This window comes from Streptomyces sp. M-16, assembly GCF_052114405.1.
Classification (GTDB): Bacteria; Actinomycetota; Actinomycetes; order Streptomycetales; family Streptomycetaceae; genus Streptomyces.
The window spans coordinates 1-18932 of sequence record NZ_JBFRER010000141.1; the positions used below are offsets into that span (position 1 = coordinate 1).

At 73.7% G+C, this 18932-nt stretch carries 14 protein-coding genes; 1 reads left to right on the top strand and 13 read right to left on the bottom strand.

The window, feature by feature from the left end:
* Positions 1-116: 116 nt before the first annotated feature.
* The 9 genes from AB4039_RS37110 to bldG all read right to left on the bottom strand — a co-directional run bounded on the left by AB4039_RS37110 (position 117) and on the right by bldG (position 14242).
* Complete coding sequence (locus tag AB4039_RS37110) at positions 117-1328, bottom strand: DNA polymerase III subunit delta' (protein ID WP_266841733.1); 1212 nt, start codon at positions 1326-1328, stop codon at positions 117-119.
* A gap of 129 nt (positions 1329-1457) precedes the next feature.
* Complete coding sequence (gene tmk / locus AB4039_RS37115; protein WP_442272819.1) at positions 1458-4691, bottom strand: dTMP kinase; 3234 nt, start codon at positions 4689-4691, stop codon at positions 1458-1460.
* Positions 4692-4883: 192 nt separating this feature from the next.
* Entirely contained in the window at positions 4884-7712 is a 2829-nt protein-coding gene (gene topA, locus AB4039_RS37120) for a type I DNA topoisomerase (RefSeq protein WP_442272820.1), read from the bottom strand.
* A gap of 267 nt (positions 7713-7979) precedes the next feature.
* A complete protein-coding gene (locus AB4039_RS37125) occupies positions 7980-8177 on the bottom strand; it encodes a hypothetical protein (RefSeq protein ID WP_266839950.1) in 198 nt (65 codons plus the stop codon).
* Positions 8178-8309: 132 nt separating this feature from the next.
* The gene (locus tag AB4039_RS37130; RefSeq protein WP_442272821.1) at positions 8310-9842 is read right to left on the bottom strand and encodes a DUF7059 domain-containing protein; all 1533 of its coding nucleotides are present in this window, start codon (positions 9840-9842) and stop codon (positions 8310-8312) included.
* Positions 9843-9932: 90 nt separating this feature from the next.
* Complete coding sequence (locus tag AB4039_RS37135; protein WP_266839953.1) at positions 9933-10487, bottom strand: small secreted protein; 555 nt, start codon at positions 10485-10487, stop codon at positions 9933-9935.
* 173 nt (positions 10488-10660) lie between these two features.
* On the bottom strand, positions 10661-13063 hold the full coding sequence (locus AB4039_RS37140) for a sodium-translocating pyrophosphatase (protein WP_266839955.1): 2403 nt from the start codon (positions 13061-13063) through the stop codon (positions 10661-10663).
* A 288-nt stretch (positions 13064-13351) separates the two neighbouring features.
* Positions 13352-13786, bottom strand: coding sequence for an ATP-binding protein (locus AB4039_RS37145; RefSeq protein WP_266839956.1), 435 nt, complete (start codon positions 13784-13786; stop codon positions 13352-13354).
* Between the two features lie 114 nt (positions 13787-13900).
* On the bottom strand, positions 13901-14242 hold the full coding sequence (gene bldG, locus AB4039_RS37150) for an anti-sigma factor antagonist BldG (RefSeq protein ID WP_008743037.1): 342 nt from the start codon (positions 14240-14242) through the stop codon (positions 13901-13903).
* An 82-nt stretch (positions 14243-14324) separates the two neighbouring features.
* Here bldG and AB4039_RS37155 point away from each other — a divergent pair, with 82 nt between their 5' ends.
* A complete protein-coding gene (locus tag AB4039_RS37155; protein ID WP_442272822.1) occupies positions 14325-16805 on the top strand; it encodes a DEAD/DEAH box helicase in 2481 nt (826 codons plus the stop codon).
* 536 nt (positions 16806-17341) lie between these two features.
* Here AB4039_RS37155 and AB4039_RS37160 read toward each other — a convergent pair.
* The 4 genes from AB4039_RS37160 to AB4039_RS37175 all read right to left on the bottom strand — a co-directional run.
* Positions 17342-17704, bottom strand: a complete 363-nt coding sequence (locus tag AB4039_RS37160; RefSeq protein ID WP_442272823.1) for an Rv3654c family TadE-like protein — start codon at positions 17702-17704, stop codon at positions 17342-17344.
* Complete coding sequence (locus AB4039_RS37165; RefSeq protein ID WP_266839961.1) at positions 17701-18078, bottom strand: TadE family type IV pilus minor pilin; 378 nt, start codon at positions 18076-18078, stop codon at positions 17701-17703. Before AB4039_RS37165 ends, AB4039_RS37160 begins: the two co-directional genes overlap by 4 nt.
* Positions 18065-18262 (bottom strand): DUF4244 domain-containing protein, encoded by a 198-nt coding sequence (locus AB4039_RS37170; RefSeq protein WP_030228542.1) that lies wholly within the window; start codon positions 18260-18262, stop codon positions 18065-18067. The genes AB4039_RS37165 and AB4039_RS37170 overlap by 14 nt, the downstream gene beginning before the upstream one ends.
* Before the next feature lie 61 nt (positions 18263-18323).
* A partial coding sequence (locus AB4039_RS37175) for a type II secretion system F family protein (RefSeq protein WP_442272824.1) occupies positions 18324-18932 on the bottom strand: 609 nt, incomplete at its 5' end.

An 18932-nucleotide genomic window follows, 5' to 3' on the forward strand; every position in this document is an offset into this window, starting at 1 on the left:
GACCGGGGGCGGCCCCGCCGCCACGCCCGTGCCGGACCCGTCACGCGCGGGGCCCCCGGATCGCTCGGACGGGTGAAGGGAGAAACGGGGAGCGGGGAGCGGGGAGCGGGGAACGGTCAGCCCGCGCGCAGTGACATCGTCATCGCCTCGACCGCGAGCAGGGGCGCCACGTTCCGGTCGAGGGCCTGGCGGCAGGCGATGATCGCCTCGATGCGCCGCAGGGTGCGCTCGGGGCCCGAGGCCCGCGCGACCCGGTCGAGGTCCGGCCGTACGTCCTCGTTGGCGATGGCCAGGTTCGAGCCGAGCTGCAGGGCCAGGACGTCCCGGTAGAAGCCCGTGAGCTCGGTCAGGGCCAGGTCGAGGCTGTCGCGCTGGGTACGGGTGCGGCGGCGCTTCTGGCGGTCTTCGAGCTCCTTCATCACACCGGCCGTGCCCCGGGGCATGCGGCCGCCCGCGCCCGCTCCGGCGCCGAGGGCGGCCCGCAGCTCCTCGGTCTCCTTGACGTCGACCTCCTCCGCCCTCTGCTTGGCGTCCTCACCGGCGGCGTCGACCAGCTCCTGCGCGGCCTTGAGGCAGCCGCCCACGTCGTCCACCCGCAGCGGCAGCTTGAGCACGGTGGCCCTGCGCGTCCGGGCGGACTCGTCGGTGGCGAGCCGCCGCGCCCGGTCGATGTGGCCCTGGGTCGCGCGGGCGGCGTTGGCGGCGGCGGCGGGCTCGACCCCGTCCCTGCGCACCAGCAGGTCGGCGACGGCCGCGACCGAGGGGGTGCCCAGGGTCAGGTGCCGGCAGCGGGAGCGGATGGTGGGCAGCACGTCCTCCAGCGAGGGCGCGCACAGCAGCCACACCGTTCGCGGAGCGGGCTCCTCCACCGCCTTCAGCAGGACGTTCCCGGCGCCTTCGGTGAGCCGGTCGGCGTCTTCCAGGACGATGACCTGCCAGCGCCCCACGGCCGGGGAGAGCTGGGCCCGGCGCACCAGGTCCCGGGTCTCCTTCACGCCGATGGACAGCAGGTCGGTACGGACGATCTCCACGTCGGCGTGGGTGCCGACCATGGTGGTGTGGCAGCCGTCGCAGAACCCGCAGCCGGGCTCGCCGCCGAGCGCCCGGTCGGGGCTGACGCACTGGAGCGCCGCCGCGAAGGCGCGGGCGGCGGTGGCCCGGCCGGAGCCGGGCGGGCCGGTGAACAGCCAGGCGTGGGTCATCTTGGACGAGGGCGGCGGCGGGGCCCCGTCCGAGGCGGCGGTGACGAGCGCGTCGGCGTCCCGCGCGGCGGCGGCCAGCTGCGTCTGCACGCGCTCCTGCCCCACCAGGTCGTCCCACACGGGCATCCCGCCCACCGCCTTTCCCTACGCCGCCCGCGCACTCACGCCCGGCGCCGTGCCGTCCTGCTCTGTCCCTCGCCCGGCTGTCCCGCGCGTCCCGATCACATTGTGGCGTGCGCCACCGACAGTCCCGGATCAGCGGCGGCGCGGGCCGCCCCCGCCGCGTCGGCCGTCCTCGCCGTCCTCCTCGTCCCCGCGCGGCCCCAGCAGCTCGTCGGCCAGGGTCGGCAGGTCGTCCATCGGAGTGGCCTCGGCCCAGTCGGACGGGGCCCGGCGCGGCCGGCCGTCGTCCCCGACGACCGGGAGCTCACGGGTCACGTCGTTCCCGGAGTCCCGGAAGATGCCGGGCGGAACCCGGTCGGCCGGGCTCTCCTGCGAGTGACGGACCGTCGGCCGGGTGGCCGGTGCGGAGGGCGGCGCCGTACGCGCCGACGCGCCCCGGGCGTCCGGACCACCCGCCGGCCCGTCGGGGCGTACGGACGGCAGCACGGCCGTCTCGTCCGCCGCCGGGTCGATCTTGGGGACCGGGACGGTCTCGGTGATGTCGTCGGGCCGCAGGGCCCGCTTGATCCGCGGGGTCTCGACGGTGACGGCGTCGTTCGGGTGAGGCTCCTTGCGCATCGGGACCTTCCGTCCCGGGCCGGCGGCCGGCGCCGCCTGCGCGGCGGTCGACGCGGACGAAGCGGATGAAGCAGACGAAGCGGTGGATGCGGACGAAGCGGCCGCGGCCGCCGAAGCCGCCGCCGCGGCGGCCGCCGAGGCCTCCGCCAGCCGGCGCGCCTCCTCGGCCCGCAGCAGCGCCTCCTCGGCGCGGCGCTGCTTCTCCAGCCGCCGTGCCTCCGCCTCCGCGCGCAGCCGGGCCGCCTCGGCCTCCTCCAGCCGGAGCCGCTCCTGCTCGGCGGCGCGGGCCTTCTCCTCGGCCTCGGCGCGCAGCCGCTCGGCCTCGGCGCGGGCGCGCGCCTCCTCGGCGGCGCGCAGCCGCTCTTCCTCCGCCTTGCGGGCGGCTTCCTCCTCGGCGAGCCGGCGCGCCTCGGCGGCCTCCGCCTCGGCCTTGATCCTGGCCTCCTCGGCCTCCCGGGCCAGGCGGGCCTCCTCCTCGGCCTTCAGCCGGGCTTCCTCCGCCTTGCGGGCGGCCTCTTCCTCGGCCTTGCGCCGGGCCTCCTCCTCCGCGAGCCGCCGGGCCTCGATCTGCGCCGCGACCTCGGCCTCCGAGAGCGGCAGCATCCGGTCCAGGCGGTGGCGTACGACGGTGGTCACCGAGCCCGGGTCCTGTCCGGCGTCGACGACGAGGTAGCGCCCGGGGTCGGACGCGGCGAGGGTCAGGAACCCGGCCCGTACCCGCTGGTGGAACTCCGTCGGCTCCGACTCCAGCCGGTCCGGCGCCTCCGTGAACCGCTCCCGGGCGGTCTCCGGGGACACGTCGAGCAGCACGGTCAGGTTCGGGACCAGGCCGTCGGTGGCCCAGCGGGAGATCCGGGCGATCTCGGTCGGGGAAAGGTCCCGGCCGGCGCCCTGGTAGGCGACCGAGGAGTCGATGTAGCGGTCGGAGATGACCACCGCGCCCCGCTCCAGGGCGGGCCGGACCACCGTGTCCACGTGCTCGGCGCGGTCGGCGGCGTACAGCAGCGCCTCGGCGCGGTTGGACAGCCCGGCGGACGAGATGTCGAGGAGGATCGAGCGGAGCCGCTTGCCGACCGGGGTGGCACCCGGTTCGCGCGTCACGACGACCTCGTGGCCCTTGCCCCGTATCCAGTCGGCCAGGGCCTCCACCTGGGTGGACTTCCCGGCTCCGTCGCCGCCCTCCAGGGCGATGAAGAACCCGGTCGCCGACGGGGCCTGCTGCGGCTCGCCGCCGCGCAGCGCCTCGCGCAGGTCGCGCCGCAGCGGTACCCCTCCGCGGTCGTCGGCCTTGGCCAGCACCACCACGGCGACGGGCAGCAGCAGCGCGCCGAGCAGCATCAGGGTGAAGGCCGCGCCGCCGTGCGAGAAGACGACCTCGCCGCCGGTCAGCCGGTGCGGTCCGATCGCGGCGGCCAGCAGCGGGGCGCCGACGGCGCCGACCGCCACGGCGACCCGGACGACGGCCTGCAGGTGCGCGGTGACCCGGGCCCGGCGGAACTCCTCGGTCTCCTGGTCCAGCAGGGTGTGCCCGGCATTGGCCGCGACGCCCGCGGCGGTGCCCGCGAGCAGCGCCAGGAACACCACGGTCGCCGTGTCCGGGACCAGCCCGCTCAGCAGCAGCGCGAGCCCGGCCACCGCGATCGCCAGGGCCAGCAGCCGGCGCCGGGACAGTCCGGGCAGCACCTTGTCGGCCTGGGTCGCGCGGATGCCCAGGCCGGTTCCGCCGACGAGGGCGAGCACCAGCAGGGCGTACGCGGACGGGCCGCCGCCCAGGTCGAAGGCGTGCAGCACGGCCACGGAGGCGGCACCGGCCACGGCGGCGGCAACGGCGGCACAGGCCAGGACGAACAGCCGGATCGAGCCCGTACGCCCCTTCTCGGGCCGCTCGCCCACCCGGGGGGCCCGCAGCCCCTCCAGCGGGGAGCGCGGCCTCGGGGTCTTCACGGCGGGCAGCGCCAGCGGCAGCAGCAGCGAGACGGACGCGGCGAACAGGCCGGCGGCCACGTACGAGCCCAGCGCCGACGGGTTCGCGGCGAACCAGTCCACGCCGAGGCCCAGCGCCCGCCCGACCAGGGTCGCGGCGAGCAGCGCGGCGGCAGCGGCGGGCAGCGCCGCGAACGCCGTGCGCAGCGTGAGGCGCCGCAGCGCGTCGAGGTGGTCGGGGAGCGGCCGTACGGTCGCCCCCTCCGGCGGCGGCGCGGGGAGCAGCGCGGGCGCGGCGCTCTCCTTGGCCAGGGTCCACACGCGCTCGGCGGCGCCGGAGACGAAGACGGTGGCGAGCAGCGCGGTGGTGGCGTGGGCCGGGATCCAGTCGAGCCACAGCGGGGCGACGACGAACAGCCCGATCCGCAGCCCGTCGGCCCCGGCCATCGTCCAGCGGCGGTCGAGCCTGCCCGCGGGGGCCATCAGCTGCGACAGCGGCCCGAGCAGGACCGCGCCGAACAGGACGGTGGCGAGGATCCGCACGGCGAACACGGCGGCGACGGCGAAGGCCGCGCCCCGGTAGCCGCCGCCGAACGGGCCGTCCGCGCCGGCCGTGACGGCCGCCTGGAGGGTCAGCAGCACCAGGACCAACAGGGCCAGGGCGTCGCCGATGCCGCTCACCAGTTGGGCGCTCCACAGCCGGCGGAGCCCGGGGGTGCGCAGCAGGGCGCGCACCGCTCGCTCGCGGGAATCCGCGGCTAGGGCTTCGTCGTAGGTGGGGTTCTCGGAGGCGGTCACGACCGTTGGCTGCTCGGCTCGCGTCATCCGCCCAGCCTATCCGCTGTGCTTGACCGTTGCGGTGGCCTGTGGACGGGGCCGGGTGTGACCCCGCACCCACCCGGGGCGCCTCCCCGGGTGCGCCCGAGGGCCCCGCGCGGACGCACGGGGCCCTCGGGCGCACCACGGCGGCACCGCCGTGTCACAGGGCACCGCCCTGCCACGGCCCTGCCGTACCGGCTAGTCGTCGGACGGCGCCGGAGCCGCCGCCGCCTTCTTCGCGGCGGCCGTCGTCTTCTTCGCGGCGGCGGTGGTCTTCTTCGCCGTCGTCGTCTTCTTCGCCGCGGCGGCCTTCGTCGCCGTCGCCTTCTTCGCCGGTGCCTTCTTGGCGGGCGCCTTCTTCACGGCCTTCTTCGCGGTCTTCTTCGCCGGGGCCTTCGCCCGCTTCTCCGCGAGGAGCTCGTAGCCGCGCTCCGGGGTGATGGTCTCGACGTCGTCGTCCCGCCGCAGCGTCGCGTTCGTCTCGCCGTCCGTCACGTAGGGCCCGAAGCGGCCGTCCTTGACGACCACCGGCTTCTCGCTCACCGGGTCCGTGCCCAGTTCCTTCAGCGGGGGCTTGGCCGCGGCCCGGCCCCGCTGCTTGGGCTGCGCGTAGATGGCGAGCGCCTCGTCCACGGTGATGGAGAAGAGCTGGTCCTCGGTCTCCAGCGACCGCGAGTCCGTGCCCTTCTTCAGGTACGGGCCGTAGCGGCCGTTCTGCGCCGTGATCTCCACGCCCTCCGCGTCCGCGCCGACCACGCGCGGCAGCGACATCAGCTTCAGGGCCTCGTCGAGGGTGACCGTGTCGAGGGACATCGACTTGAAGAGGGAGGCGGTGCGCGGCTTGACCGCGTTCTTGCCCGTCTTCGGCGTGCCCTCGGGCAGGATCTCCGTCACGTAGGGGCCGTAGCGGCCGTCCTTCGCGACGATCTGGTTCCCGCTGACCGGGTCCGCGCCCAGCTCGAATTCACCGCTCGGCTTCGCGAACAGCTCCTGCGCGTACTCGACCGTCAGCTCGTCCGGAGCCAGGTCGTCGGGCACGTCGGCGCGCTGGTGGCCCTCGGCGTCCTTCTCGCCCCGCTCGACGTACGGGCCGTAGCGGCCCACGCGCAGCACGATGCCGTCGCCGACCGGGAAGGAGGAGATCTCCCGGGCGTCGATCGCGCCCAGGTCCGTGACCAGCTCCTTCAGGCCACCGAGGTGGTCGCCGTCGGCGGGCACGACCTCCGAGGCTTCCTCGGAGCCGAAGTAGAACCGCTTCAGCCACGGCACGGACTGGGYCTCGCCCCGCGCGATGCGGTCGAGGTCGTCCTCCATCTTCGCGGTGAAGTCGTAGTCGACGAGCCGCCCGAAGTGCGTCTCCAGGAGGTTCACGACGGCGAACGACAGGAAGGACGGGACGAGTGCCGTGCCCTTCTTGAAGACGTAGCCGCGGTCGAGGATCGTGCCGATGATCGACGCGTACGTCGACGGGCGGCCGATCTCGCGCTCTTCCAGCTCCTTGACCAGCGAGGCCTCGGTGTAGCGGGCCGGCGGCTTGGTCGAGTGGCCGTCGGCCGTGATCTCCTCGGCCGTCAGCGCGTCGCCCTCGGCGACCTGCGGCAGCCGCTTCTCGCGGTCGTCGAGCTCGGCGTTCGGGTCGTCGGCGCCCTCGACGTAGGCCTTCATGAAGCCGTGGAAGGTGATCGTCTTGCCGGAGGCGCTGAACTCGGCGTCGCGTCCGTCGGCGGCCCGGCCGCCGATCTTGACGGTGACGGAGTTGCCGGTCGCGTCCTTCATCTGGGAGGCGACGGTCCGCTTCCAGATGAGCTCGTACAGGCGGAACTGGTCGCCGCTCAGACCCGTCTCGGCCGGGGTGCGGAAACGATCACCCGAGGGACGGATCGCCTCGTGCGCCTCCTGCGCGTTCTTGACCTTGCCGGCGTAGACGCGCGGCTTCTCCGGCAGGTAGTCGGCCCCGTAGAGCTGGGTGACCTGCGCCCGCGCCGCCGACACCGCGGTGTCGGAGAGCGTGGTGGAGTCCGTACGCATGTAGGTGATGAAGCCGTTCTCGTACAGCTTCTGCGCCACCTGCATCGTCGCCTTCGCGCCGAAGCCCAGCTTGCGCGAGGCCTCCTGCTGGAGCGTCGTCGTACGGAACGGGGCGTACGGGGAGCGGCGGTACGGCTTCGACTCGACCGACCGGACGGCGAAGGCGGTGTCCGCCAGCGCGACGGCGAGCGCCCGGGCGTTCGCCTCGTCGAGGTGCAGCACCTCGCTCTTGAGCCGGCCGTTCGAGCCGAAGTCGCGGCCCTGCGCCACGCGCTTGCCGTCCACCGCGTTCAGGCGGGCGACCAGCGTCGAGGGGTCGGAGGCGTCACCGGCGCGGCCGGTGGCGAAGGTGGCGGTCAGGTCCCAGTACTCGGCGGAGCGGAAGGCGATGCGCTCGCGCTCCCGCTCGACGACGAGACGGGTGGCCACCGACTGCACGCGGCCCGCCGACAGCTTCGGCATGACCTTCTTCCACAGGACCGGCGAGACCTCGTAGCCGTAGAGGCGGTCGAGGATGCGGCGGGTCTCCTGGGCGTCGACCATGCGCTGGTTGAGCTCGCGCGGGTTGGCGACGGCGTCGCGGATCGCGTCCTTGGTGATCTCGTGGAAGACCATCCGGTGGACGGGGACCTTGGGCTTGAGGACTTCCTGCAGGTGCCACGCGATGGCTTCGCCCTCGCGGTCCTCATCGGTGGCGAGGAAAAGTTCGTCGGACTCGGCCAGCAGGTCCTTGAGCTTCCTGACCTGCGCCTTCTTGTCCGCGTTGACGACGTAGATCGGCTGGAAGTCGTGCTCGACGTCCACGCCGAGGCGGCGGACCTCGCCGGTGTACTTGTCGGGGACCTCGGCCGCGCCGTTGGGGAGGTCGCGAATGTGCCCGACGCTCGCCTCGACGACGTATCCGGGGCCGAGGTAGCCCTTGATCGTCTTCGCCTTGGCAGGGGACTCGACGATGACGAGTCGGCGGCCGCCCTTTGCGGTCTCGCTAGTCGGGGACAACTTGGCTCTTCTCTCCGGTCGGCACTCGGTCGCGGTACGGCGACGCTGCGGAGTGTGACGGTACAACCCGCACCCGTGTCAAACGGCACAAGCCCGCAACGGCCACTCGAACGGTAACCCGACAAGTGCCGTTTCTGCCGCCCGGATGCGTCGGCCGCCCCCTACCGATCACCGCGCAGGGTGGCCGGAGGGCCGTCTGGCCCCGCCCCCCGACCCGCCGCGACGTCGGGTTTCACACCCCCGCGGAGATCATCGCGGGACGCCGCCTCAGAAGCGCTGGAGGCACCAGACCCCGAGGGCCAGGGACACCGCTCCGGACAGCAGTGCCAACGGTACGGCCACGACGGGGCGCACTCCCTCGGCCACCGGCGCGCGACGCAGTGCGCGCGCCCCGGTCCAGGCCAGCAGAGCGGCCCCGAACAGCAGGAACACGGCCGCTGCGAAGATCGCCGGACCGCGTTCCATGCCGTTCCCCTTTTCCCCTCGGGCCGCTCGGGAATCCCCCCGGATCCCGTTGCCCGGGAGCCTGCCAGCCGTGGGGAGACAGCAGGCGAACCCCGGGTTACATCACGGCGACGGAGGACCGCGCGGGCCCCGCTAGCCGGCGGCCGGCCCCGGCACGGGATCCAGGAAACCCTGCTCGACCAGCATCCGGATCGCCTCCGGCGTCCGGTCCCGCAGGACGACCGGATCCTCCTCCACCAGCTGGGCGATCGCGTCCAGGATCCGGCCCGCACTGAGTGACCCGTCGCACACTCCGGCGAAGCCCGCCCCGACCGTGTCGACCTTGGTGGCGCGGCGCATGCCGCGGTGCTGCCGGAGCACCACGTGCTCCGGGTCCTCCGCCCCGGGCGCGCCGACCTGCTCCTGGACGACCTCCTCGGTGAGCTGGAAGTACCCCGCCAGCAGGGCCGCGTCGTCGTGCTCGCGCAGGTAGTCCTGGCGGGCGAAGTGGGCCACGACGGCGTCGCCGAGCGACTGCTCCACCGAGTGCGGCCACTCCTCGACCACGATCGAGGGCTCGGCGGCCGCGGTGCGGCGCAGGGTGATCCACCCGAAGCCGACGGCCTTGGTCTTGCGCGCCTCGAACTCGTCCAGCCAGTCCTCGTAGCGCCGCGCGTACTCGGCCGGGTCGGTGCGGTGGTCGCCCCCGTCGCGCAGCCACAGCTCCGCGTACTGCGTCACGTCCTGCACGTCCCGCTGCACGATCCAGGCGTCGCAGCCGCGCGGCACCCAGGAGCGGACCCGGTCGTGCCAGTCCTCGCCCTCCACGTGCTGCCAGTTCCCGAGGAACTGCGCGTACCCGCCCGGGTTGAGGTGGGCGCCGGCCTGCTGGACCAGGGTCCGGCAGAGGTCGTCACCGCCCATCCCGCCGTCGCGGTAGGTGAGCCGGGCGCCGGGCGAGATCACGAAGGGCGGGTTGGACACGATCAGGTCGTACGTGGCCTCGCCGACGGGCTCGAACAGGGATCCGGCGAGCAGCTCCGCCTCCGGCGCCCCGGACAGCGCGAGCGTCAGACGGGTGAACTCCAGCGCGCGCGGGTTGACGTCGGTGGCGGTGACCCGGGTGGCGTGCTGGGCGGCGTGCAGCGCCTGGATGCCCGAGCCGGTGCCCAGGTCGAGGGCCGATCCGACGGGGACGCGGACGGTGATCCCGGCCAGGGTGGTGGAGGCCCCGCCCACGCCGAGGACCACCCCCTCCTCGTGGCTGCCGATGCCGCCGGCCCCGCCGACGGCGCAGCCGAGGTCCGAGACGATGAACCAGTCCTCGCCGTCCGGGCCCCCGTACGGGCGGACGTCGACGGTGGCGCGGACGGTGTCCTCGCCGTCGGCGGCTTCCTCCCGGCGCAGCCAGCCGTCGGCGAGCGCGTCCTCGACGGGCAGCGCGGCCGCGGCGTGCGCGTACGGCACCGGGCTCTGCAGGAGGAACAGCCGGACCAGGCTCGCGAGGGGACTGTCGCCGTGGCTGCGCGCGGCGCGCAGGGCGGGGACCGTCTCGCTGCGGGCGAGCGCGGCGTAGGCCGGGGCGCCGAGCAGGTCGAGCAGCCCGTCGGCGGTGAAGCCCGCGGCGAGCAGGGCGGTGCGGAGGGCGGCGGCCCGATCGGGCGTGGGGAGGCTGGTGGTACTCACGCGTCCATTGTGGCCGCTGGGGCCGCGGATCCGTGCGAGCCTCGGCGTACCGCCCGCCGCGCGCTGGCGGGGCGGACGGTACACGCTCGGCTACTTGGGGGCGCTGACCTGGCAGCCCTTCTGGGTGTAGATCACCTTGAGGCCGGTCGAGTTGAGCTTCTCCTTGCTCGCCGTCTCGTTGGCCGCGACCTCGGTGAGACCGCCGGCGACCTGCTGGAGGCCGTCCGCGAACTTCGCCTGGTCCTTCGGGTCGAGCGCGTCGATCTTCGTCTTGAGATCGGTGTAGCCCTTGGAGATCTCCCCGTAGCTCTTCACCACGGCCTGCTGGGTGGTGGCGCCGTCCTTGACCGGCGCCTCGCCCGCGGCCGTGAGCGCGCCGCCCATGGTCTTGTAGGCCTCGGACAGCGTCTGGAACGCGGCCGAGTCGGTCTTCTGGACCTCTTCGGGCTTGCTGCTCTGGCTGGCCACCCGCTTCAGCTCGTCATTGGTGGTCTTGATCTTGGTGAGCTCTGGCTCCCACTTGTCGCAGACCTTCTTGGCCCAGGCGTCGGCCTTCTTGTCGCCGTCGTCCCCACCGCCACAGCCGGACAGGACGAGCATCAGTACCGCACCGCCGGACACCGCGGCCGCAAGCTTCTTGTTCACCGGATTGGTCCCTTCGAAGGCTCTCGGCCGGAAGATACACGCCCTCCATCCGGGTACGCACAAAGGCGGACAGACGGCGCGTCAGTCCGCGCCGCCCGTCCGCCGTTCGGGCGCATCGTCGAGCCGGGTCCGGCCCGGGGGCCGGTGCCGACGCGCTCGGAGCGTCCGCAGGGTCAGGAAACCACCGCCGGATCGGCCGGCTGGGCCACCCTTTCGGCGGCCCCGCCGTCGCCGTCGTCGCCGACGGCGATGCCGCGGCGCTTGGACACGTAGACCGCGCCGACGATCACCGCGATGGCGAGGGCCGCGACCACGGCCCGCACGGTCGCGCTGGTGTCCTCGCCGTAGCTGAACTGGACGACAGCCGGGGCGATCAGCAGCGCCACCAGGTTCATGACCTTGAGCAGCGGGTTGATGGCCGGGCCCGCGGTGTCCTTGAACGGGTCGCCGACGGTGTCGCCGATGACGACCGCGGCGTGGGCCTCGCTGCCCTTGCCCCCGTGGTGGCCGTCCTCGACGAGCTTCTTCGCGTTGTCCCACGCGCCACCGGAGTTGGCGAGGAAGACCGCCATCAGGGTGCCGGTGCCGATGGCGCCCGCGAGGAACGAGCCGAGCGCACCGACGCCGAGCGAGAAGCCGACGGCGATCGGAGTGAGGACGGCGAGCAGGCCGGGCGTGGCGAGTTCGCGCAGCGCGTCCTTGGTGCAGATGTCCACGACGCGGCCGTACTCGGGCTTCTCGGTGTAGTCCATGATCCCGGGGTGCTCGCGGAACTGGCGGCGCACCTCGTAGACGACGGCGCCCGCGGAGCGGGAGACGGCGTTGATGGCCAGGCCCGAGAACAGGAACACGACGGCCGCACCGAGGATCAGGCCGACCAGGTTGTTGGGCTGGGCGATGTCCAGGCTGAGGTTCATCTCGCCCGCCTTGGCGCCGACCGACTTGACCGCCGTGGCGATCGCGTCGTTGTACGAGCCGAAGAGCGCGGCCGCGGCGAGCACGGCGGTGGCGATGGCGATGCCCTTGGTGATGGCCTTGGTGGTGTTGCCGACCGCGTCGAGGTCGGTGAGCACCTGGGCGCCCGCGCCCTCGACGTCGCCGGACATCTCGGCGATGCCCTGGGCGTTGTCGGAGACCGGCCCGAAGGTGTCCATGGCGACGATGACGCCGACGGTCGTCAGCAGACCGGTGCCGGCCAGGGCCACCGCGAAGAGCGCCAGCATGATCGAGGTGCCGCCGAGCAGGAAGGCCCCGTAGACGCCGAGGCCGATGAGGAGCGCCGTGTAGACGGCGGACTCCAGGCCGACGGAGATGCCGGCGAGGACCACGGTGGCGGGTCCGGTCAGCGAGGACTTGCCGATGTCCCGGACGGGACGGCGGTTGGTCTCGGTGAAGTAGCCGGTCAGCTGCTGGATCAGGGCCGCGAGGACGATGCCGATGGCGACGGCGACGACCGCCAGCACGCGCGGGTCCCCGGAGTGGCCGGAGATGGCGGCGTCCTCGACGCCGACAAGCTCCTTGTAGGTGGCCGGGAGGTACGCGTAGACGGCGATCCCGACCAGTACCAGGGAGATCACGGCGGAGATGAAGAAGCCGCGGTTGATCGCGGTCATGCCGCTGCGGTCCGAGCGCCGGGGCGCGACCGCGAAGATGCCGATCATCGCGGTGACGACGCCGATGGCGGGCACGATCAGCGGGAAGGCCAGGCCGAGGTCGCCGAAGGCGGCCTTGCCGAGGATCAGCGCGGCCACGAGGGTGACGGCGTAGGACTCGAAGAGGTCGGCCGCCATCCCCGCGCAGTCGCCGACGTTGTCGCCCACGTTGTCGGCGATGGTCGCGGCATTGCGCGGATCGTCCTCCGGAATGCCCTGCTCGACCTTGCCGACCAGGTCGGCGCCGACGTCGGCGGCCTTCGTGAAGATGCCGCCGCCCACGCGCATGAACATCGCGATGAGCGCGGCGCCGAGGCCGAAACCCTCCAGGACCTTGGGGGCGTCGGCGGCGTAGACCAGGACGACGCAGGAGGCGCCGAGCAGGCCGAGGCCGACGGTGAACATCCCGACGACACCGCCCGTACGGAAGGCGATCTTCATGGCCTTGTGGGCCACCTCGGTGAGGTCCTTGGCGGGCTCGCCCTCGGCCGGGGTGGCCTCCCGGGCGGCGGCCGCGACGCGCACGTTGGCGCGGACCGCGAGGCGCATGCCGATGTAGCCGGTGGCGGCCGAGAAGAGCGCGCCGACGAGGAAGAAGGCGGAACGTCCCGCCCGCTGCGTCCAGTCGTCGGCGGGGAGCAGGAAGAGCAGGAAGAACACCACGACGGCGAAGACGCCGAGGGTGCGCAGCTGGCGGCCGAGATAGGCGTTGGCGCCTTCCTGCACCGCCGCGGCGATCTTCTTCATGCTGTCCGTGCCCTCGTCGGCGGCGAGGACCTGGCGGACCAGGATCTGCGCGACGACCAGCGCGGCCAGTGCGACGCCCGCGATGACGAACACGATGAGCCGATTGTCATCGGTGAGTACTGCGGCTGCCAGATCATTGAAGCGATCCGGCGCGATAGGGGTGAAGAGCCCCGTCATTCGTCCTCCTTGACGTGATGAGCTCAAGATGTGGACGGATTGTAGGGAGCGCACCCGGATCAAAACAGTGGGCGTGAAACGGAATTGGCCTGCTCTTGCTCCTCAGCAATAGATCACGCCACTCCTTTACCCCCGAAAGAAGTAATGGGACAAAGGCATTGACAGGCGATCAGCACACTGCGGATGATCGGGATGATTTCCCGGAGAAATGAAAAAGGCCCTGCTCAGCAGGGCCTTGATAAAGATCGGAAGATACGACGGACCGCGTGCGCGGCGGGTCCAGCGGGGCTACGGGAGGTCCGACCCCCCGGAGACGGGCCAGCTCATCCGAATCGTTCCGCCGCCCTCCCCGGTGGTGACCGAGACGTCGTCGACGAGCCCGCTGATCACGGCGAGGCCCATCTCGTCCTCCCCGTCGGTGTCGGGGTCGAGGGCCGCGGCGATCCCGGACACGGAAGAACCGCCGGCCGGCCCGGGCACGTCGTCACCGACCTCGATGGAGAACGACTTCTCCTCCTCGGTCAGGACCACCCGGACGGGCGCGGTCAGCCCGCTGCTGCGGTGCAGTCCGACGGCACGGGAGCACGCCTCGCCCACGGCGAGGCGAACCTCGTCGAGGACGGCTTCCTCCACACCCGCCCGGCGCGCCACGGCGGCCGCGACCAGGCGGGCCGTCCGGACGTGTTCGGGCTGGGCGCTGAAGCGCAGTTCAACGGTGGCCATTGCATCCCCCTCGGACTACGGGCGTGCCTTGACAGGGGCCCGGACCACCCGAGGTCCGGTACCCCCGCTCCTCGTCGGCTCCCGTGCCGCCGGGGCGGCACTGGCCGGGAGCCGTCAGTCGGTGGCGTTGACGGCGTCTTCCACCGTGGTGTGGATCGGGAACACCTTGGTCAGACCGGTGATCCGGAAGATCTTCAGGATGCGCTCCTGGTTGCAGACCAGACGCAGCGAGCCCTCGTGCGCGCGCACGCGCTTGAGGCCTCCCACGAGCACACCGAGGCCGGTGGAGTCGAGGAAGTCCACTCGCTCCATGTCGACAACCAAGTGGTAGCTGCCGTCGTTCACCAACTCCACCAACTGCTCGCGCAGCTTGGGCGCGGTATACACATCAATCTCGCCACCGACCTCTACGACCGTGCGGTCGCCGACAGTGCGAGTCGACAGGGACAGGTCCACGGATCCTCCAGCACCTTGCTATCGAGCGGCGCCCCCCAGGGGCCTACCCCACCCGAAGGTAGGGGAGGGATCGGCTGCCGCGATGGCATTCAATCACTTACCGGCAGGCGCGCACGACGCCTTGGCTCCATTGTCCCGCACGCCGGTGACACACTCGGTTCCAATGGCCAACACTCACCGCCCCGGTCCGGCCACGGCCGCGGCGGACCCACGACCCACCCCCGGCACGGTCCTGGACCGTCTCTCAAGGGGGCCTTCCCGAGCTGCGCGCATCACCCATACGGAGCACTTGCCCCCTCGGGCGGGTCGTCATGCGGTCTGGCCCGACCGCATCCGAACGGATGTCGTGGCCGCCATCCGGGCCGCCGGGATCGAACATCCGTGGGAACACCAGGCAGCGGCCGCCGAGCACGCCCTGGACGGGGAATCCGTGGTCGTCGCCACCGGAACCGCCTCGGGCAAGTCCCTGGCCTACCTGGCGCCCGTGCTCTCCGCCCTCGCGGACGGCGCCGAGGCACCCAACGGCCGGGGTGCGACCGCCCTCTACCTGGCCCCGACCAAGGCTCTGGCCGCCGACCAGCGCCGGGCCGTGCGGGAACTGTCCGCACCGCTCGGGAACGCCGTACGGCCCGCCGTGTACGACGGGGACACCCCCTTCGAGGAACGCGAGTGGGTGCGCCAGTACGCGAACTACGTGCTGACCAACCCCGACATGCTGCACCGGGGCATCCTGCCCTCCCACCCCCGCTGGTCCTCCTTCCTGAAGGCCCTGCGCTACGTGGTCATCGACGAGTGCCACACCTACCGGGGGGTATTCGGCTCCCACGTCGCCCAGGTCCTGCGGCGGCTGCGCCGCCTGTGCGCCCGCTACGGCTCCGAGCCGGTCTTCCTGCTGGCCTCCGCCACCGCGAGCGATCCGGCGGCCGCAGCGTCCCGGCTGACCGGCGTGCCGGTCACCGAGGTCACCGACGACGCCTCACCGCGCGGTGAGGTGGTCTTCGCCCTGTGGGAGCCGCCCCTGACCGACCTCAGGGGCGAGAAGGGCGCCCCCGTACGCCGTACGGCGACCGCGGAGACCGCCGACCTGCTGACCGACCTGGTCGTCCAGGGCGTCCGCACGGTGGCCTTCGTGCGCTCCCGGCGCGGCGCCGAGCTGATCTCCGTGATCGCCCAGGAGCGGCTCGCCGAAGTGGACCGGTCCCTGCCCCGGCGGGTCGCGGCCTACCGGGGCGGCTACCTGCCCGAGGAGCGGCGGGCCCTGGAGCGGGCCCTGCACTCCGGGGAGCTACTCGGCCTGGCCGCCACGACGGCGCTGGAGCTGGGTGTGGACGTCTCCGGCCTCGACGCCGTCCTGATCGCCGGGTACCCGGGCACGCGGGCCTCCCTGTGGCAGCAGGCGGGCCGGGCCGGGCGCTCGGGGCAGGGCGCCCTGGCCGTGCTGATCGCCCGGGATGACCCCCTGGACACCTACCTGGTCCACCACCCCGAGGCCCTCTTCCGCCGTCCGGTGGAGGCCACCGTCCTCGATCCCGACAACCCGTACGTCCTGGCCCCGCACCTGTGCGCGGCCGCCGCCGAGATCCCCCTGACCGAACCGGACCTGGATCTCTTCGGACCCGCGGCGCGCGAGCTCCTCCCCCAGCTGGAGGCGGCGAAACTGCTGCGCCGCCGGGCCACCGCCTGGCACTGGACCCGGCGGGAACGGGCCTCCGACCTCACCGACATCCGCGGAGGCGGGGGCCGGCCCGTGCAGATCGTGGAGGCTTCGACCGGGCGGCTGCTGGGCACCGTGGACGAGTCCGCCTCCCACACCGCCGTCCACGACGGCGCCGTCCACCTCCACCAGGGCCGCACCTACCTGGTCAAGCGCCTGGACCTGGAGGACTCGGTGGCCCTGGTCGAGGAGGCCTCCCCGCCGTTCTCCACCACGGCCCGGGACACCACCTCCATCTCCGTCCTGGAGACCGAGACCGAGATCCCCTGGGGCCCGGCCCGGCTCTGCTTCGGCTCCGTCGAGGTCACCAACCAGGTCGTCTCCTACCTGCGCCGCAAACTGATCACCGGCGAGGTCCTCGGCGAGGCCAAGCTGGACCTGCCCCCGCGCACCCTGCGCACCCGGGCGGTCTGGTGGACGGTCACCGAGGACCAGCTCGACGAGGCCCGGATCAACCCGGAGATCCTCGGCGGCGCCCTGCACGCCGCCGAGCACGCCTCCATCGGCCTGCTCCCGCTGTTCGCCACCTGCGACCGCTGGGACATCGGCGGGGTCTCCGTCCCGCTGCATCCCGACACCCTCCTCCCGACCGTGTTCGTCTACGACGGCCACCCCGGCGGCGCCGGCTTCGCAGAGCGGGGCTTCCACACGGCCCGCGCCTGGCTGACGGCCACCCGGGACGCCATCGCCGCCTGCGAGTGCGAGGCCGGCTGCCCCTCGTGCATCCAGTCCCCCAAGTGCGGCAACGGCAACGACCCCCTCCACAAACGCGGCGCCATCCGCCTCCTCACCCGCCTCCTCTCCCAGAACCCCACCACCGACCCCACCCACCCCCCAGCCACCACCTGAAACCCCGGCCGAAGCCCCGAGACGCCGAACCCCCGCCGCCACTGGAGGCGCAGGCCCCGGGGAAACCCCAGCCCCGCCCGCACCCGGGGCCCGGGGCAGCGACCGGAACCCCCGGCCCCCGCATCCGCCCGAACCGGCTCGGGCACCCGGGGCCGGAGCCAGGGCCCCAGACCCTCACCCCCGCCGGCACCCGGGGCCGGAGGCAGGGCCCCAGCCCTTCGCTCCCGCCGACACTCGGGGCCCGAAGCAGGGCCCCAGCCCTTCGCTCCCGCCGACACTCGGGGCCCGAAGCAGGGCCCCAGCCCTTCGCTCCCGCCGACACTCGGGGCCCGAAGCAGGGCCCCAGGCCTTCACCCCCATCGCGCTCAGCGCCCGGGACCCGGGGCCGAGCCGCAGACCGTCAGCCCCGCCGGCGCTTGAGGCGCCGGGTCCGGGGCGGAGCCCCGGGGAACGGAGGAAGGGCGGGGCGGGAAGGGACCGCGCGCAGCGGCCGCGCGGGGCGGGGAGGGCTCCGCGCGGCGGCAACGGCACCCGGCTCAGCCCTCCACGGGCAACGGCACCGGCACGGGCACGGGCCCCGGCCCCGCGCGAGCCGCGACCCCCGGGGCGAACGGCCCCGCTCGGACCCGGGCGGTGACTTCGGCCACCTCACCCCCGACCCGGCACACCGCCAGATCCGCCCCCTGCGCCCGCGCCACCCGCCCGGCCACCGCACACGCCGCCTCCGGACCCCGCGCCCAGGTCACGGCCGCCGCGAGCGCCGCCAGATCCGCGGCCGCCCCCGCCCGGTGGCGGGCCACCACCGCCTGGCCGAGCAGCAGCACACCCCCGAACACCGCCACCAGGGCCGTGGCCACCACCGCGGCCCACACCGTCGCCGAACCCCGGTCCCGGCTCACGGCGGCGCCCCCACGCTGTCCTCCGCCAGCGCCACCGCCACCGCACCCAGCCGCACCGGCAGCCCCACCGGGCCCGGCGCCGGGGCGGCCACCGTGACCCGCCACAGGTCCCCCGACCGCTCCAGCTCCACCCGCGCCCCGGGCGGGGCGGCCGCCCGGGCCGCCGCCACCGCCACGTCCAGCGGCTCCGACCGGCCCGCCGCCCTGGCCCCGGCCCGCGCGGCGTCCACGCACCGGATCTGCGCGGCCGCCGCCATCAGCGCCCACACCAGCAACGCCGCGAACAACACCAGCGCCGGAATGATCAGAGCCGCCTCGGCCGTCACATATCCGCGGTCCCCGATTCCCTCCCGATTTCCCTCAGAAGGGCGCATCGAGCGCCTTCCCGATGGTCGACTGAAGGGCCGCCGAGACCACGTCACTCGTCACCACCTTGTACAGAACGGCGGCGAACGCACACGCCGCGATCGTGCCCATGGCGTATTCCGAAGTCGACATTCCCGCGTCACCCGAACGGCCGCTCAGCGCCGCCCGCACCCGAAACCAGATGATCCTCATGACAACCTCCTGTGTGATTACGTTCTTGATGTGATTTCAGCTTGTGATCCGTGTGGTTCTCTCACTTTCCCGACAGCAGTCCCGAGGCCATTCCGATCACCACCGGAGCCACCCCGATCGCGAGGAAGGCGGGGAGGAAACACAGCCCCACCGGCGCGGTGACGAGCACCGCCGCCCGCTGCGCCCCGGCCATCGCCCGGCGGGAGCGGTCCGCGCGGAGCCCCGCGGCCAGCCGGGAGACCGGCTCGGCGGCCGGCGCCCCGGTACGCGCGGCCCGCTCCAGGCACTCCGCGAGCCCCCGGGCCCCCGGTATCCGCGCCAACCTCCCCCACGCGGCGCCCGGTTCGCCGCCGAGGCGCAGCTCCGCGCCCGCGAGCGCCAGCCGCTCGCCCACCGGTCCGCCGAGCGACTCCCCCACCACCTCGGCCGCCTCCACGGGGCCCGCACCCGCTGCCAGACAGGCGGCCAGCAGATCCGCCGCGAAGGGCAGCTGCCGCTCGATCTCCCGGGGATCGGCGCCGACCGGTGACCGGGACCGGGCGAGGAAGCGCCGCACCCCGGACTCCGCCGCGCCCCCGCCCGGCGCCCCGCCGGCCGGCCCCGGGCCTCCCGGCAGCGCCCCGGCCACCGCCCGGCGCCCGGGCAGCGCCCGGGCCGGTCCGGCCCGTAC

Coding starts and splice junctions, on each gene's coding strand:
- AB4039_RS37110 (WP_266841733.1), bottom strand. CDS start 1,328: ATGCCCGTGTGGGACGACCTGGTGGGGCAGGAGCGCGTGCAGACGCAG.
- tmk (WP_442272819.1), bottom strand. CDS start 4,691: ATGACGCGAGCCGAGCAGCCAACGGTCGTGACCGCCTCCGAGAACCCC.
- AB4039_RS37125 (WP_266839950.1), bottom strand. CDS start 8,177: ATGGAACGCGGTCCGGCGATCTTCGCAGCGGCCGTGTTCCTGCTGTTC.
- AB4039_RS37140 (WP_266839955.1), bottom strand. CDS start 13,063: ATGACGGGGCTCTTCACCCCTATCGCGCCGGATCGCTTCAATGATCTG.
- AB4039_RS37145 (WP_266839956.1), bottom strand. CDS start 13,786: ATGGCCACCGTTGAACTGCGCTTCAGCGCCCAGCCCGAACACGTCCGG.
- AB4039_RS37155 (WP_442272822.1), top strand. CDS start 14,325: ATGGCATTCAATCACTTACCGGCAGGCGCGCACGACGCCTTGGCTCCA.
- AB4039_RS37165 (WP_266839961.1), bottom strand. CDS start 18,078: ATGCGCCCTTCTGAGGGAAATCGGGAGGGAATCGGGGACCGCGGATAT.
- AB4039_RS37170 (WP_030228542.1), bottom strand. CDS start 18,262: ATGAGGATCATCTGGTTTCGGGTGCGGGCGGCGCTGAGCGGCCGTTCG.